The 15411-nt window shown below is 58.9% G+C and carries 12 protein-coding genes; 3 read left to right on the forward strand and 9 right to left on the reverse strand.

The genetic code is table 11. From position 1 onward, the window contains the following. Positions 1-21: 21 nt before the first annotated feature. The 6 genes from EI77_RS15600 to EI77_RS15625 form a co-directional block, all read right to left on the reverse strand. Complete coding sequence (locus EI77_RS15600; protein ID WP_133796223.1) at positions 22-1215, reverse strand: glycosyltransferase family 4 protein; 1194 nt, start codon at positions 1213-1215, stop codon at positions 22-24. After that, on the reverse strand, positions 1212-2324 hold the full coding sequence (locus EI77_RS15605) for a GNAT family N-acetyltransferase (RefSeq protein WP_133796224.1): 1113 nt from the start codon (positions 2322-2324) through the stop codon (positions 1212-1214). Before EI77_RS15605 ends, EI77_RS15600 begins: the two co-directional genes overlap by 4 nt. Further along, a complete protein-coding gene (locus EI77_RS15610; protein WP_133796225.1) occupies positions 2321-4045 on the reverse strand; it encodes a glycoside hydrolase domain-containing protein in 1725 nt (574 codons plus the stop codon). The genes EI77_RS15605 and EI77_RS15610 overlap by 4 nt, the downstream gene beginning before the upstream one ends. Then, positions 4042-5331, reverse strand: coding sequence for a glycosyltransferase (locus EI77_RS15615; RefSeq protein ID WP_133796226.1), 1290 nt, complete (start codon positions 5329-5331; stop codon positions 4042-4044). Before EI77_RS15615 ends, EI77_RS15610 begins: the two co-directional genes overlap by 4 nt. Then, on the reverse strand, positions 5328-6323 hold the full coding sequence (locus tag EI77_RS15620) for a polysaccharide deacetylase family protein (RefSeq protein ID WP_133796227.1): 996 nt from the start codon (positions 6321-6323) through the stop codon (positions 5328-5330). Before EI77_RS15620 ends, EI77_RS15615 begins: the two co-directional genes overlap by 4 nt. Before the next feature lie 359 nt (positions 6324-6682). Then, complete coding sequence (locus EI77_RS15625) at positions 6683-7885, reverse strand: saccharopine dehydrogenase family protein (RefSeq protein ID WP_133796228.1); 1203 nt, start codon at positions 7883-7885, stop codon at positions 6683-6685. Between the two features lie 182 nt (positions 7886-8067). On the opposite strand from EI77_RS15625, the gene EI77_RS15630 reads away from it, so the two are divergent. The 3 genes from EI77_RS15630 (at position 8068) to EI77_RS15640 (ending at position 11662) form a co-directional block, all read left to right on the forward strand. Further along, on the forward strand, positions 8068-8841 hold the full coding sequence (locus EI77_RS15630) for an SDR family NAD(P)-dependent oxidoreductase (protein ID WP_133796229.1): 774 nt from the start codon (positions 8068-8070) through the stop codon (positions 8839-8841). Between the two features lie 169 nt (positions 8842-9010). After that, on the forward strand, positions 9011-10207 hold the full coding sequence (locus tag EI77_RS15635) for a hypothetical protein (RefSeq protein ID WP_133796230.1): 1197 nt from the start codon (positions 9011-9013) through the stop codon (positions 10205-10207). Positions 10208-10321: 114 nt separating this feature from the next. Continuing rightward, positions 10322-11662: an outer membrane protein assembly factor BamB family protein gene (locus EI77_RS15640; protein ID WP_133796231.1), complete on the forward strand. Its 1341-nt coding sequence runs from the start codon at positions 10322-10324 to the stop codon at positions 11660-11662. Positions 11663-11874: 212 nt separating this feature from the next. Here the strand turns inward: EI77_RS15640 and EI77_RS15645 are convergent, their stop codons facing one another. The 3 genes from EI77_RS15645 to EI77_RS15655 form a co-directional block, all read right to left on the reverse strand. Next, positions 11875-13659 (reverse strand): glycosyltransferase family protein, encoded by a 1785-nt coding sequence (locus EI77_RS15645; RefSeq protein WP_133796232.1) that lies wholly within the window; start codon positions 13657-13659, stop codon positions 11875-11877. 124 nt (positions 13660-13783) lie between these two features. Further along, on the reverse strand, positions 13784-15151 hold the full coding sequence (locus EI77_RS15650; RefSeq protein WP_133796233.1) for a tetratricopeptide repeat protein: 1368 nt from the start codon (positions 15149-15151) through the stop codon (positions 13784-13786). A gap of 4 nt (positions 15152-15155) precedes the next feature. Further along, entirely contained in the window at positions 15156-15359 is a 204-nt protein-coding gene (locus tag EI77_RS15655) for a hypothetical protein (protein WP_133796234.1), read from the reverse strand. Positions 15360-15411 lie beyond the last annotated feature (52 nt).

The following is a 15411-nucleotide window of genomic DNA, read 5'->3' on the forward strand; positions in this document are numbered from 1 at the left end:
ACACGAAACTTATAAATACCATCATGCACCTACCCCTTCGGAGCAAGGAGCAGACTCAAAAGAATGCCGTCCCTCCCCCGTAATTCCCATCGCTCCGAGGATGATGCGATTGACGATTTTCACATCGAAGACCTCCTCCGCCAGCACGCGACTAGCCTGTCCCATCAGTACGGTCTGCTTCGGATTCAGGATGAAAAATTCCATCGCCTTCACCACCGCATCCACATCCCGAGGCGGCACCAGGAAGCCATTTTCCCCCTTGGGCACACACTCTCGCGCCCCCACCGAATCCGTTGTGATCATCGCCCGGCCTGTCGAAAGCGCCTCCAGGGATGCATGCGGCACCCCCTCCCGATACCACGTCGGCAGGCAAAAGACGTGCATGTCCTTCAGCAGGCCCGCCACATCCCGCACCATGCCGTGATGCGTCAGCGTCCCCTCCTTCACCCAGGCCTCCACCTCCGCTTCAGACACCCGGTTGGGATTCGGATCAAACGGCCCCACTAGATGAAATTCCGCCTTCGGATACCTCGCCTTCACTTTCCGCGCCGCTTCAGCGAAAACGCATACCCCCTTGCTGATCAGCAGTCGGCTCACCAGGACAAACCGGATACGCCCTGCCGCGATGTCCGCATTCCCCTCCAGGGGCACATGGGGGTATTCCTCCAAATTCACGCCTGAGCCCGCGGTCACATGCACTGGTATACCCTGCGGCAGCATCTTCAGGTCCGCAAAAAGCTGCACATCATCCCGGTTCTGCATGAAAATCACATCTGCCCGCTTCAGCGCCAGCCGGTGCAGCGCCTTGGAGATCCACTGCACCGCCCGCTGTTTCAGCGTTTCCGGTTTCACAAAGGTAAATCCCAGTCCTGGCAGCAGCGCATACACCCGTGGCACACCCGCCAGCCGCGCCACCACACACCCATACACCACGGATTTGATCGTATAGGCGAAGAGCGCATCCGGCTTTTCTCTTTTAAACAGCCGGTACATGTCCAGCCAGGTGATCCAGTCCTTCAGCAGGTTCACCCGGCTGCGTACCATGCGCACCACCTCATGCCGTACCCCGGCCTCCGCCAGGTATTCCCGCACATGCGGATAGTCCTCCGCCGCCGCCGTCACCACCTCGCATCCATGCGCTGCAAAATCACGGATCAGATCCCCGCGATGATAGACCAGCGTATTCGCATCAGCAGTGAGGACCAGGACTTTCATTCGGCATTCTTCAGGGATAAAGTGCGCATCACCAGCCGCTTCACACTGCGCACCGTACGGAAGATCGCCGCACGCACGCTCTCCGGTTCATAGGCCTCGATGTCCAGCACATGCCGCGAAGTCTGCGTCCAGTCCGCCTTATACCGGTACGTCCCCGGCAGCATGTCAAAAAGCCGCAGCCCCCGCCGGATGCAGGATTGCACCGTCCAGCGGATGCCCAGATGCCCCATCGAATACCGCGCGAAGCTCGCATTCCATCCCACCTGGAAAAAGAAAAACTCATCCCTTTCCACAAACCCATAGATCCCCCCCACCATCCCGGAGCCCACGGCCATAAAAGGCAGGATCGCCTTGCCGCTCTTCAGCCACTTGATGCCCAGCCGCCGGTGAAACCGCCAGGCGCGCGGAGTGAGGAATGAGCTCACCCCATCCGGGAAGTGCTGCCGGTGCAGCTCCGCAAATTCATCCAGCCGCGCCTCCGCATCCGCAGCCGTCACCTCCGTTTCATAGCCTTGGTGCTCTTTCTTCAGCAGCTCATAGCGCCTCTTCAGGTCACGTCTGTGCCGCCCTCGCATCTGCGCCTCAAAGTCCTCCCAGCTCGCCCCCATCTGGATGCACGCACACTCCGTACGGATTACCACCCCCGCACCGCTGGAGCAGCCGCTCAGCGCCCGCACCACATGCGGATGGTTCGGGGATTCCTCCGGCAGCTTGTTTAGCCTCACCGCCTCCCATTCTCCTTCCAGTACGCGAAAAACCCCGCATAGCAGCGGTGTCAGCTCCGCCTCCCGGCCCGCTGGCACCAGGAAGTCCATCCTTTCCCCCTTGGCCTCCCCCAGCCCCGCAAGGAAACCCAGGTGCTTCAGGTGCCTGCGCATGCCGACACTTTCCTGCCCGATCATCAGTGGCGCGATCGCCACCACCCCGCCCGCATCATCCCGCAGCACGCCGATCGTCAGTTGAAAATCCGTGTGAAACTCATCCCACCACAGCCGCACCCAGTCCCATCTCAGGAAAGGCGTACATGTCGCCCCGCGCTCCAGCAGCCCGTCCCATACTGGTTCCAGCGCCGCAAATCCCGCTTCATCGCGCACGATTTCCAGCCTCATTTTCCACCCCCTTTCGTCACGATCAGCTCCGCCAGCTTCCTCCTCGCGTCATAGAGTTTACCCATGTCATCTTCCCAGTCGCCAAAGCCGCGCGCAAACGTCGCCCCCAGCTCCAGCGCCTCCTTTTCCAGGCCCAGATCCTTCGCCAGCATCAGGTAGTCGTAATCATCCGCCATCTCCCGCAGCCATTTCAGGCGGATGCTCGCCACAGGCATGTGCGCCCCGTGCCGCTTCTGTGTCGCGGGGTAAATGTAGCTGCCATCGCCATTATAGACCCGGCCCTCCGTGTGATGAAAAGACCCCGCATCTTCCCACACATCCACTCCCGGACTCGCGAAAAGTGTATCCCAATACGTCAGTCCCGTGATCCCGTGGCGCGGCATCACCCAGGCCAGCACCCGATGGTTCATCGCCGGATAGTCCAGGCACCACACCGGGGGATTTCCCGCCTTGAGTTGCTTCGGGTTCCCCTTAGCCGCCTCCCATTCCTCCGGCATCTGCACCAGCGCCGCATAGCACCACACCTCATCCCCCGCCGCCAGCCGACGTGCGATGTCACGCTTCCCGTTAGGTGATTCCATGTCACGCCACACATCGGAAAAATGCGGCACCCAGATATCCACATTCCCGTCCAGCCGCCCCCACCACCAGTTATCCGGCGTCGGCTGTTCCGTCACCAGCAGCGGCACCCGCACACCGTGCACCGCCTCCACCTCATTGAAGAAATCTCCCCACCTTCGCACTTTCGCATACGCCTCATTGTCATTCGGCTCATCCAGGGATCCCATGATGACATACCCCCGGTCCTCATTGCGCAGCTTCTTCAGGATCTTCATCCACTTCGCCACATAGCTCATCGCCTCCGTTCGGTCTTTGCCCAAAGGATCACGGAACGGCCATTCCGGCCAGATCGGCAGCCCCAGCGTGCTCACATGCCGATGCAGCACCTGCTTGCGCATCCCCGCTTCCACCTTCGCTTCGTCGATCTTTCCCGTCGCTCCGTCCGGATAGGTCGGATACGTCTGGTCGATGCTCATCCGGTGCTGGGCCAGCAGATCATAGTATTCATTCAGCAGCACCAGCAGTTCCGGCTCAGGCGGTTCTTTTTCACGGTCAAATCCATGCACCTCAGCGATCCGCCGCCAGATCGTCATGATGGAGGTCCGCAGCCTCGGCACCACCGGCAGGTCAAAATCCATCACCCGGACCGAATACTGCCTCGTCGCTAAAAAAACACGCCCCGGCCCCAGCACCCGCAGCTCCCCCTTGTACACACCCGGTTTCGTCCCGTAGGGTACAAACACATCCACCCAGTACGGCTGGTTCACATGCTTCACCTCCGGCAGCTTCTGCCAGGCAAAGGTCAGCGGCACCAGCGCATCCGCGTACTCCCCGGCAGGCAGTGGGGACATGGGCGTGGATTTCGTCACCTTCACATAATGCTCCCGCAGCAGCATCGGTGCCGGGATGGTTACTCCCTCCGGCCCCACCAGCGCCGTCGCCTCCACCACCGCCTCTTTCACTTCCTCCGGCGGTCCACCCACCACGATTTGCATCGCTTCCCACTCCCCTCTTCCCGTCAGCAGTTCCATCACCTGCATGGGTGCCCTCACTTCCGTGCGGGATACCCGTGTCATCGCATCCGCTAGGGATACCTTGAGCTCCGCCCTCACCAGCGGCACCACGGCCAGCAGCAGCAGCAGGAAAAACCCGCACCTCATAGCCCCAGCACCTCCCCGTACACCTTCGCGTAATGACGGGCCGCCACCGCGATGTCGAAACGCTCCACCGCATACCGCCGGACCAGCGCACTGCTCACCGGACGCTCCAGCATCTCCTCCCAGGCACGCTCCAGCGCCTCTGGATTCCTCACCGGCACCACCTTGCCCACACCTTCCAGCAGGCGCGCACAGTCACCCACATCCGTCGTCACGCACGGTACCCCGCAGGACATCGCCTCCATCACCGTCATCGGGCAGGCCTCCGTCCGGGAGGAAAGCGAAAACAGATCCAGCGCAGGATACACCCGCTCAGGCTCCGCACGGAAATCCGTAAAGTGCACCTGATTCCGATGCGGCATGACCGAAAGCGCAGCTCGCGAGCAATCATCCAGGTCCCACTCTTCACCCCCGCAGAGCCAAAAATGCGTCTCCGGCCTCCGCGCCTGCAGCAGCGCCGCCGCCCGCAACCACGTCGCCAGATTTTTCATCTCGTGAAATCGGCCTACAAAACCCACCAGCGTCGCCCCTTCCGGCACCTTCAGTTCCTTCCTTACTGCCCGGCGCACCCCCGCATCGGGTATAAACCGGCCCGTATCGATCCCATTCGGCACCCATTTCATCGCATCCTTCGGATACCCGAGTTTTAAATGATCCGTCATGGCCACTTCGGAGCAGGAAATAATGCTCGTCGGCACCACGCGCGAGCTACCGCCCATCATCCAGCGCAGCACCCCCATTTTCAGGTCGGAGTCACCCGGATTCCGGTGGATCTCCCGGCAGTGGATTCCCCACACCACCGATTTCACTCCCGCCAGTCGCGCACACCAGCCACCTACAAAATCCGCGTGGTGCATCCACGTCTGCACCACATCCGGTTTGATCTTCTTCAGCAGCCGGATCAGTCGCAGCAGCGTCGCTGGCCGCAGGAATGCCTCCGCCTCCAGGTCATGCACCACGGCACCCGCTGCCTCCAGCTTTGCCACCGCCTCCGGCCAGCCGCGACCATCCACCAGGATGACCTCCGTCCGCCACATTCCCCCTTTCATCGCCGCCACCAGATTCCCCAGCATCGCCTCCGCCCCGCCGCCTCCAGGCGCGGCTATAAAGTGCACCACCGTCTTCCGGGCCTTCATTTCCATCGGTTTTCCCGGCCAGATTCTTTTGCCCACCGTCGCAGCCAGATGTCCTGCTGTATGCAGACCATGGCCCGCACTTTGCAGTCCCAACTCCGTCCAGCCGGCCAGCCTCGTCAGCAGAGCATGCCTGTTTTTGAGGGCCGCATTCATGCCACACCCCCTTTCCAGCGGCGCACGAGATCAAACGCACCCGAAACCGTCGCTTCCGCCTCCCACACAGATTCCGGTGCCCCATAGCGCGGCATCATCATTCGGTTCCGCGCCGTATTCACCCGCCCGCACACCGTCGTCCAAGCCGATTGATAACCCACCTCCTTCAGCACCCCCAGCGTCTCCGGCGTATAGTCGTCCACTCCCCCGTTGGGAAAAGCAAACGCACTAGGCTCAGCCCCCAGCTCCGCCCGTATCCGGTCAGCGCACATTCTTATCTCCCACCGCTGCTTTTCCACCCCGCATCTGGAAAGGATAGGGTGCGTATGCGTATGCCCGCCGAAGTCCACCAGCCCGCCCTCCTGCATTTCACGGGCCTGCGCCCATGTCATCGGCCGCATCACCTCCGGTTCATCCAGTGGCATAGTCACACTCTCCACCAGCCTCCTCACCTCTTCCCGCATCACTTCATCCGGTAGCCTCTTCAGATGCGCTAGCGCCTCACCCAGCGTCCGGGTATTCCCTACCCGTCCTCCCTGTCTCATCGCCACATCCACCTGTTGAAACCACAGCGGCGCATCCCCGTCCAGAAACCCCGTCGCCAAAAAAATCGTCGTCGGCAGCCCCAGATCACGCAGCACCGGATACCCCAGCTCATAGTTTGAGGCATAGCCATCATCAAAAGTCAGCGCCACCGCCCGCTCCGGCAGCCGTTCCCCCCGCTCCAGGATCTCCGCCATCTCCGCCAGCCTCATCACCTCATATCCCTTCGCCAATCGTTCGCAGACTGCCCGGAAAGTCGAAAGCCGCAGATGCAGACCCTCGTCCGAAACCCCCGTTGCCACCCCATCCGCGCGCAGCCCATGAAAAGCCAGCACCGCCCCCTCACCCGCTAGCTGACACCTTGCCAGCCCCGCCACCCCGCAAAAAACCAACGCCGCCGATTTAGCGGCCTGACCCGCACGGGACAGACTGGAATGCAGAAACGACATAATTTTATAAAATTACCATAAAACTATCAAGTTTTTACTAATAATCAACAAAAACTCACAATTTTTCAAAAACATCCTCTTCCTCCCGTCCTCACCGGACGTAATCGCCCACCCTGCAAGTGGCTGGTGCCCGCCCCCAATTCAATGAGGCGGTAATCTCCTTGTATGTCGAAGTTGTCCGCTCAGGCAGAGGCAAAGGCGGCCTGCGCCTGATTCAGTTCCAGGCTAGTTTCCCACCGCTCTGCCGTAAGGATCGGCTACCACGGTAAACTGCCCGAAGCCTAGCGATCTGCCGCGCAGGCTACTCGGGGAGTTTGGCCACACCCTTTCGAGTGTGGCTTGATTAGAAAGGGATACGTTTATTCCCCTGGCAGTGGCTCGGTCGGCCAAGTTTCGATCCAGGGCAGACCGTATTCGTTCAGGTCGGCCATGAAGGGATCTGGATTCAGTTGCTCCACATTCCACACACCCGGCTGGCGGTATTCCGTATTCGTCAGCAGTTGTTTCGCGGCGATCATTGCCGGTACGCCGGTCGTATAGCTCACGCCCTGGCTATTCGTTTCCTTGTAGCAGTCTTCGTGATCCTTGATGTTATACACGTAATAGCGCTTGAACTGGCCGTCCTTGCCTGTGCCTTCGATCCAGTTGCCAATGCAGGTCTTGCCTTTGGTATCCGCACCCAGTGTCCCTGGCTCAGGCAGCAGGGTCTTCAGGAATTCAATCGGGATGATCGGCACGCCCTTGTGCATCACTGGATCAATGCGGGTCATGCCCACATTCACCAGCACCTCCATGTGCTTGATGTACGCATCGCCAAAGGTCATCCAAAAACGTGCGCGGCCGATATCAAAATGCTTCGTCAGGGACTCCAGCTCCTCATGATACAGGCAATAGATATTCTTCGGCCCGATGCCATCCGGGAAGTCAAAGCTGCGCTTGATCTCCAGCGGCTTAGTTTCCACCCACTGGCCGTTTTCCCAGTATCGGCCATTGGCGGTCACCTCACGAAGATTGATCTCCGGATTAAAATTCGTCGCAAAGGCCTTGCCATGGTCGCCTGCATTGCAGTCCAGGATGTCCAGGGTATCGATCTTGCTGAAGTGATGCTTCAGGGCATACGCCGTATAGACATTCGTCACGCCTGGGTCAAAGCCGCAGCCCAGCAGGGCCGTCAGCCCTGCCGCCTTGAACTTCTCCTGGTAAGCCCACTGCCAGTGGTATTCAAACTTCGCCACATCCCGTGGCTCATAGTTCGCTGTGTCGATGTAATGCACACCGGCCTCCAGGCAGGCGTCCATGATCGTCAGGTCCTGGTATGGCAGCGCCACATTGATGACCACCTCCGGCTGAAATTCCTTCAGCAGCTTCACCAGCTCCGGCACATTGTCCGCATCCACAGATGCTGTCTGGATCGGCCGCTTCAACTCCGCCGCGATGCTGTCGCACTTGGACTTCGTGCGCGAGGCGAGCATGATTTCGCTAAACACGTCCGGGAGCTGCGCGCATTTGTGTGTGACCACGCGGCCCACGCCGCCTGCACCGATGATAAGAACTTTTGCCATAGAGACGAAAGGGTGGCGGTGAAGAATCCAGAGTCAAGCGACGCCATGTGAAACTGAAGGATAAAGCGGGGCTTTCGATTCTGCCTCAGATGTCCTTGTCTCCTCCCATTCTCAGAAGAACTCGCCCTCCCACGCAGTATTCTGTTAAACCAGCAGCCATCGCAAACCCGACCTCTTTCCTCATGTTTTCCCTCGCACACAAGACGGCCGTCATCACCGGCGCAGGCTCCGGCATCGGTCAGGCCATCGCCCTCCTCTTTGCCCGCCAGGGAGCCCATGTGGAGGTGATGGATCTGCACATGGAGTCGGCCCAGGACACCGCAGATCAGATCATTGCCGAAGGAGGCAGCGCCCGCGCCGTCGCCTGTGATGTCGGGGACCATGCCCATGTTAAAGCCGTCTTCGAGGAAATCGGCCTCCGTCGCCCCCGTCTGGACATCTTGGTCAATAACGCTGGCATCGCCCACATCGGCACCTTGCTCACCACGACCGAGGCGGATCTCGACCGCCTTTACCAGATCAATGTCAAAGGTCTCTTCAATTGCTCACAGGCCGTCATCTCCCGCATGGTCACTCAGGGCGGGGGAGTCGTGCTAAACATGTGCTCCATCGCCGCAGACATGGGCCTGGCGGATCGCTTCGCCTATTCCATGACCAAAGGGGCTGTCCTTACCATGACGTATTCCATCGCCAAGGACTACCTCGCCCACGGCATCCGGTGCAATTGCATCAGCCCCGCCCGTGTCCACACCCCCTTTGTGGATGGATACCTGGCCCGCACGTATCCTGGCCAGGAGGCCGAAATGTTCGCCAAGCTCAGCGCCGCCCAGCCTATTGGCCGCATGGCCCAGCCAATGGAGATCGCGTCTCTGGCAGTATATCTTTGCAGTGACGAGGCCGGTTTCATCACTGGCAGCGCTTATCCCATCGACGGCGGTGCCATCCACCTCCGGTAAAAGTAGCCCGGCCTAGCCGAGATGAGCGGGAGCCCTCCTTTTCACCTTTTATCGCCTTCCGGCCACAACCTGTCCCGTATCCTCGCAGGCTGGTCAAAAAAATGCCCTTTTCGCCTTACCTCGCATTCCAGGCTTCTCACTTACAGCCTTGATAGTTTAAAAGGGACAAATGCAAGGTCCAGAGACTGCCCCAGACGCCCCCTCATCGCCCGCCGCATCCATCGATGAGGACTCCATCTCCGTGGTCGAGGTCGCAGAAGCCGCGCCCCCTTTTCGCGCCCCTACTCCCACCTCCGATACCCTTCCTCAGCGGAATCCCCTCATCCAGGCCTGGAGCCGCATTGGCGGTGGTTCCCTCGCCCTTTCCCTCCTCATTCACCTGGGCATCATCTTTGCGGGTGGCCTCATCGTCTTCACCACCGCCATTCAAGAGAAAGCCGTGGATTTCTTGCCCGGCGGCGGCTCTCCCCAGGGGGACAAGGCCTCTCAGGCGCTTTCTCATCAGGTCCAGCAAAAGCGCCAGAGCACCCTCAATAAAAAAATCCCCCGCCAGCGTCTCGTCTCCACCAATCTCAATTCCGCCATCTCCCTGCCTGATTCGCCACCAGACCTGCTGGATGTCCCGGACGTCTCCTCCATGCTCGGCAGTGGCAAGCTCAGCACCACCATGGGAGCGAGCAGCCTATCCAGCTTCGGCCCCGGCTCCGGTCTAGGCAGCATGTCCGGCATCACCTTCCAGCCCATCACCATGTTCGGAAAGGAGATGAAGGACACCCGCCGCATCGCCGTCGTCATGGATGTCTCCCGCTCCATGACCAAGTATCTGCCCGCCGTCGTCGCAGAGCTGGATAAAATCGCCCGGCAGAGCGTCCTCGTCCTCTATTTCGGCTGCGGTCTCAACGAGCCCAAAGAACGCATCGATGATAAAATCCGCAAAACCGCCGGGGACGACTTCGCTTCCTTCTGGCAAAACTGGGAAGGCAAAGCCTCCATCAAACTCACTGCGGATGAGCGCAAAAAGCTCAAGTACGACCCCAAGCAGCCCATGCCCCTGGAGGCCATCTATAAAAAACTCGCCGGTCGTCCGAATACCTACTACATCGGCTTCAACGGCATCGGTCACACCCAGTCCGCCCTCATGTGCAATGAAATCACCGAGGCCGACACCGTGTACTGGTTTGCCGATTTCCAGGACGCCGTCACCGAAGACGTCATGAACCAGGTCCGGCGCAAGCTCAAATACCGCAAGCAAAAGCTCTACATGCACGCCTCCGTCCGTGGTCGCTCCTTTGATAAAGTCCGCGAAGGCCTCGTCATCCCCCTCGGCGGCGAAGTCATGGAAACCGAAGTCAAAGCAGCGAAGTAACTTCAGGCCCGAGAGAAGCGGACACTCATAAAGTCTGTCACCCCGATCTCCGCCTCCCTCCCCACCGAAACATCTCGACAACTGGGTGCGTTTTCATTTCCTTAGCCTCCACGCATGAAACTGCCCTTCTTCCTCGCCTTTGCCCTCGCGGCTTCTTTTGCCAATGCCGAAAACTGGCCCAACTGGCGTGGGCCGGCGATGGATGGGTCCAGCCCGGAAAAGAATATTCCTGCGAAGTTTAGCAAAACGGAAGGTGTGAAATGGGCGGTGGATGTGCCGGCTATCTCGGCCTCCGTGCCTGTCGTGTGGGGAGACAAGGTCTTCCTGACTGCGCCCATCGCGGACAAACAGCAGCTCGTTGGTCTTTGCTATGATGCCAAAACGGGCAAGGAACTCTGGCGCAAGGTCGTCTCCGAAGGCGGACTCCAATGGGATAACAAGAGCAACCTGGCCAGCCCGTCCCCGGTGACCGATGGGGAGCATGTCATCTTCCTTTTTGCGGATGCTGTTGCAGCCAGTTTTGACCTCGAAGGCAACCTCCAGTGGAAGCGTGATTTCAAGGAAACCCACGGTGCCTTTGCCACCCAGTGGACCTATGGCAGCAGCCCGATGCTGGATGGCGGTAAACTTTACATCCAAGTGCTGCAGCGCAACGAGCCCTTTGAATTCCAGGGCTTTGCCAAAGGCACACCGGGCAAGGACATGACCAGTTACATCCTGGCTGTGGACCCAGCCACAGGCAAGGATCTGTGGAAACAGCTCCGCAAGACTCCTGCGGAAGTCGAATCCCTAGAGGCCTTCAGCTCCCCCGTTTTTGCGGATCATGACGGCAAGCGCGTGATGCTGATTTCCGGTGGCGATACCCTGACCCTGCATGATGCTGGCACTGGCAGCGAATACGCCCGCCTGACCACCTGGAACCTCGCCGGAGAAGGCTATAACAAGTTCTTCCGCCTCGTGCCTTCTCCCGTCGTGGGCGATGGCATCGCCCTGGTGTGTGCGCCGAAAAACTCCCCAGTCTTTGCCATGCCAATGTCTAGCAAAGGCAACGAAATCCAGCCTATCTGGTCCACTGACCCGAAGGTGGTGACCTCGGACGTCTCCACCCCCGCTTTTTATGAAGGCAGCTTTTACGTCCTGGATAGCGGACGCCGCACCGTCAGCCGTGTCGAGCCCAAGACAGGCAAGGTGATCTGGACAGGCGAAACGGGCAGCAAATCCAAATTCGAAAGCAGCCCCACCGTCGTCGATGGCAAGATCTACATGACCAATTTCTGGGGCGATGTTTATGTGGTCAAAGCAGGCGGTGACGCCTTCGAGCTGCTGAGCGTCAATGAAATGGGCAATGGCAGCAAACCCAATGGCGACGCCGCAAGCTGCCGCAGCAGCATCGCCGCCGCCAATGGCTGCCTATTCATCCGTACGCAGGATAAGCTGTATTGCATTGGCCAGTGAGAAGGGTGGTTTTCACATTCTCCTTACAAGCCTCTTACCGCCCGCTGACTCAAATCCCACCTGGCCGACCATAGTAGTCTCAGATGGATGATCCTCAGCGGTGTCCATCGCTCTTCAAAGTAGGTTGTCTTCTTGGCTGTTGGTGACCTTTAAATATTTCAGGGCGGACCGAGTGGTCCGTCCTGAACTGTTTTTAGGTGTCGAGGAACAAGTTATTCCTTCAATGTGCGGGGACGGTCCGTGTAAAAGGTCATTTGCAGGCTCAAATTTTCCTTTGCACCCAAGGGCACCGCCACCAGGGGGACAGGCACCCGGTAAATAAAATCAGGTCGCGGTAGGAAATCCCGGTCAAAGGCCAGCATTAGACCTCGGAAAAGCAGGTCAGTCCACTCACTGTACGGTCCTATGAAGGCATCCTGCACATGCTCTACCCGCGTGCTTTTGGGGGTCATCACAAATCCTGCCACCGGATTGCCATGTTCCTCTGCTCGCTTTTTCATCAGTTCAAAATCATCCCGCTTGGTGGGGATCCAGGCCGTCACACTGTCCGCATACCAGGCCACAAAACCGGGTGCATCGGAAAAGACGATCTCATTCGGCTCGATCAGACGCCGCACCAGGGATACCCGATCCGGCACATAGGGGGGCCAATGTGGATAGATGCGGTTTCGCAGTGTCAGCCCCAGCTTCACCTGGGCAGGCAGGATGTTTAGCAGCGGCAGTGCACTGATTCCCAGGGCGATGAAGGCATATCCCCAGCGTATCCACAGGCTGTTTCCATTCCCCTGTACCCGTGCCCATAGCACCGCCAGCATTGCCGTTCCAAAGACGGTCAACGCGGGCACCAGTATCAGGTAGAGCTGGTTGTCATCCAGCCTCCGGTCCGGCAGGCCGATGAATCCCATCCCGAGGATGACCATCCCAAAGATCGCCCCCAGCCCCAGACGTATGGCCGTGGTTTCCGCTCGGCGGAAGCGGTGCATCATCGCCACCATAAAAAACAAGGCCGGCAGCCCATAGCCCAGATGTGAAAATACATCGCCCAATTGGGTCTGCCAGTTCAGCAGCAGCTTGCGCAGCAGATCCGTCACCTGCACTGGCGGCATCGCCAGGGAATACTGGCGCTGCAAGACGGACGGGCCCAGGGACAGCAGATGGGTCTGGAAAAGTGTCTTCGCCCCGCCCAAGGGGTCTCCGCAGCGTTGCTGCATCCACCATCCCCATCCGCTCAGGGCCAGTGCCGGGATGACCGCCACCCACACTGCGCCGCCCTTTTTGTTAGGCAGTCCTATGGCCACTGCCAGGATGAGACCCAGCACCAACCATACGGCCATCCAATGCGTCAGCACCATCAGGGCCGCCGTGATGCCGAGGGTCATCAGGGGCATCGTCGTTCCTTTCCCCTGGTGCGCACGGGTCACCGCCGCCACCAGCAGCCGGAAGGCCAGCGCCATCAGTGGCAGCAGCAGTGTCACCGGGCTACCACTCACGGTCAGCTCCCACAGCGGCTCACACACCAGCAGCGCCAGCACTGCCACACCTGCCACGGTTTCATCAAAAAGCTTCCTCGCCGCCCCATGCGTCCATAGCAGAGTCAGCAGCATTCCCGTCACGCCAAAGCAGGCGATGACGCGGTCCAGCAGATAGATGGCCCCGTTTTTACCCGGTTCATAGACATGATGCTTCTCCAGCAGTTTGAATGCCGGAGCCCAAATCAGCGGTTGAAGCGGCGGCTGCGTGATGTCCGGCATCGCCATAGGGTCCGGCTCCTTGCCCGCTTCATTCAGCAGCGCCCATGCATAAGGCCGGATGACTTTCGTTTGGAAATACTTTCCCCGGGCCATTTCGCGCGCCATTTGCGCCTGCTCCATCCCTTCCTCACTGCTCAGCCCACGAAAGGTAATGAACACATGGACCAGCGCCATTCCGACGGCGATTCCATAAAAAGCCAGCCGTAGCAGCGGATTGCTGGCAGTGTTTGGAGGCTGTAACGACATGGCAAAGTGGATGGGAGACTGGTTGCCTTGGTTTACGCCAGTTTGCAATCACGCCTGACTGACAAAAATCCCTGGTCCGCTGACGGGCAGACCAGGGATCTGAAGTGGATACCCTGACAAAAAATCAGTTGTAGGAGGACTCCACCCGCTTGGCCACATCGCGGTAGCCGTAGTCTGCGTTGTAGATTTCCTTGAGCGCTTCCAGGTACTGGTCCTGTTTCCCCATTTTTTCGCTCACGAGAGCCAGTTCATAAAGGATCTCTTTCTTCGTGTTGTCCATGATCGCCAGCTCCTTCGATGCCTCAGCGAAGGCACTGTGAGCCAGGTCGTTCATGTTCTTCTTCTCAAAGCAGCGGCCCAACATCAGGATGGCCTTGATGCGGATGTTCGGATTGCTCTTCGCCTGCTGCAGTTCAGGGATGGCTTCCGTAAACATGCCTGCATTGAAGTAAGCCTGGCCCAGGTCGAATCGCACCGCTTTGTCCGTCGGGTTGCGTTCCACTCGTGCTTTGGATTCATTGATGGCACCCAGGGAGCGTTGCTTCTTGACCTCAGCCAGTTCAGCCCGTTTTTCCTCAATGTCCGGCGCATCTGGATGTGCCTCGATGTGAGCCGCCATCTGTTGGATGTACACATCCTGGGCCTTTTCACGAATCAACTCCGTCCGGCGTTGCAGGGCCACATCCCCTGGATTCAGCGTGAGCGCATATTCGTAGAAGGACAGGGCGTTGTCTGTCTGTTCCAGCTCTTCATAAAGCTGGGCCATGCTCTTCACATAGTTGATGTTCGTCTGGTCCTGGTTATACAGGCCGGTAAAGTGGGCCAGCAGGGATTCGGTCTGCTCCAGGGTGCGCCCCTGCTTGCCCAGCAGGTCCAGCAGGTTCGCTTCCGCATTGTCCTTCTGCGAGTCCTTGATATTGCCCGTGCCCCAGCCTTGGGTTTTGATGGAGTTGCGCGCTGCGGCATCCTTCTCACCTTTGGCCGCATTCAGGTCACGCGGATCCAGTTTGCGGATTTCTGCATAAACGGCGCTCGCCTTTCCTGGCTCATCATGAGTCATGAAGTGCTCCGCCAGCGTGTGCATCACTTTCGTATTCGTGGGCTGTCCTTTGCAGATGGTTTCCAGGGCAAAGGCTGCCAGCTCAGGAAATTCCAGTTTTAGAGCCAGATCATAGAGCTGCTGATTGGCAGAAACGTTATAAGGATCCTTTTGGAAAACGTTTTCTTCCAGTTCAGCGATAGCCTCCAGCGGATCCTTTTTGGAGCCGCCTTTAAACATCCCGCCGCCAAAGCTGAATTTGCGTCCACCACCAGACGCTTCCCCTTCCGCCAGGCGCAGCCATTTGCGGCCTTCCAGGAAATATGGGAGGTCTTTGACGATGGGGAGCAGCAGGCTCACCGCATAATCCCAGTTCTTCTGCTCAATGGACAACTGGCCTCTTTTCCAGAGATTTTGATGCTTTGGTTGCAGTTCGCTCGCGGTAACGATCATGGTGCTATTTGCCTTGTGGGGGGTTTACAGGAGTCTCTTTGACGGTTGGGTCTTCCTTGTCAGTGACGAGGCGGGTCAGCGTCTGCCATTCCTCCTTCACCCCCTGGCTAAAGCCCTTCATGCTGAATCCGTGCTCAAAGAGCACCATCCAGCAGAATGAGGCGGCCAAAAATGCAAGAAGCCAGAGGAATTTGGAAAGCAGACGCATGTCCGTGAAAAATTGAGATTACAAATAAACTGCCCCAGGCGTCCAGCACGGA

Origin of the sequence: Prosthecobacter fusiformis (assembly GCF_004364345.1) — a bacterium.
In the GTDB taxonomy this organism is placed as follows: Bacteria; Verrucomicrobiota; Verrucomicrobiia; order Verrucomicrobiales; family Verrucomicrobiaceae; genus Prosthecobacter; species Prosthecobacter fusiformis.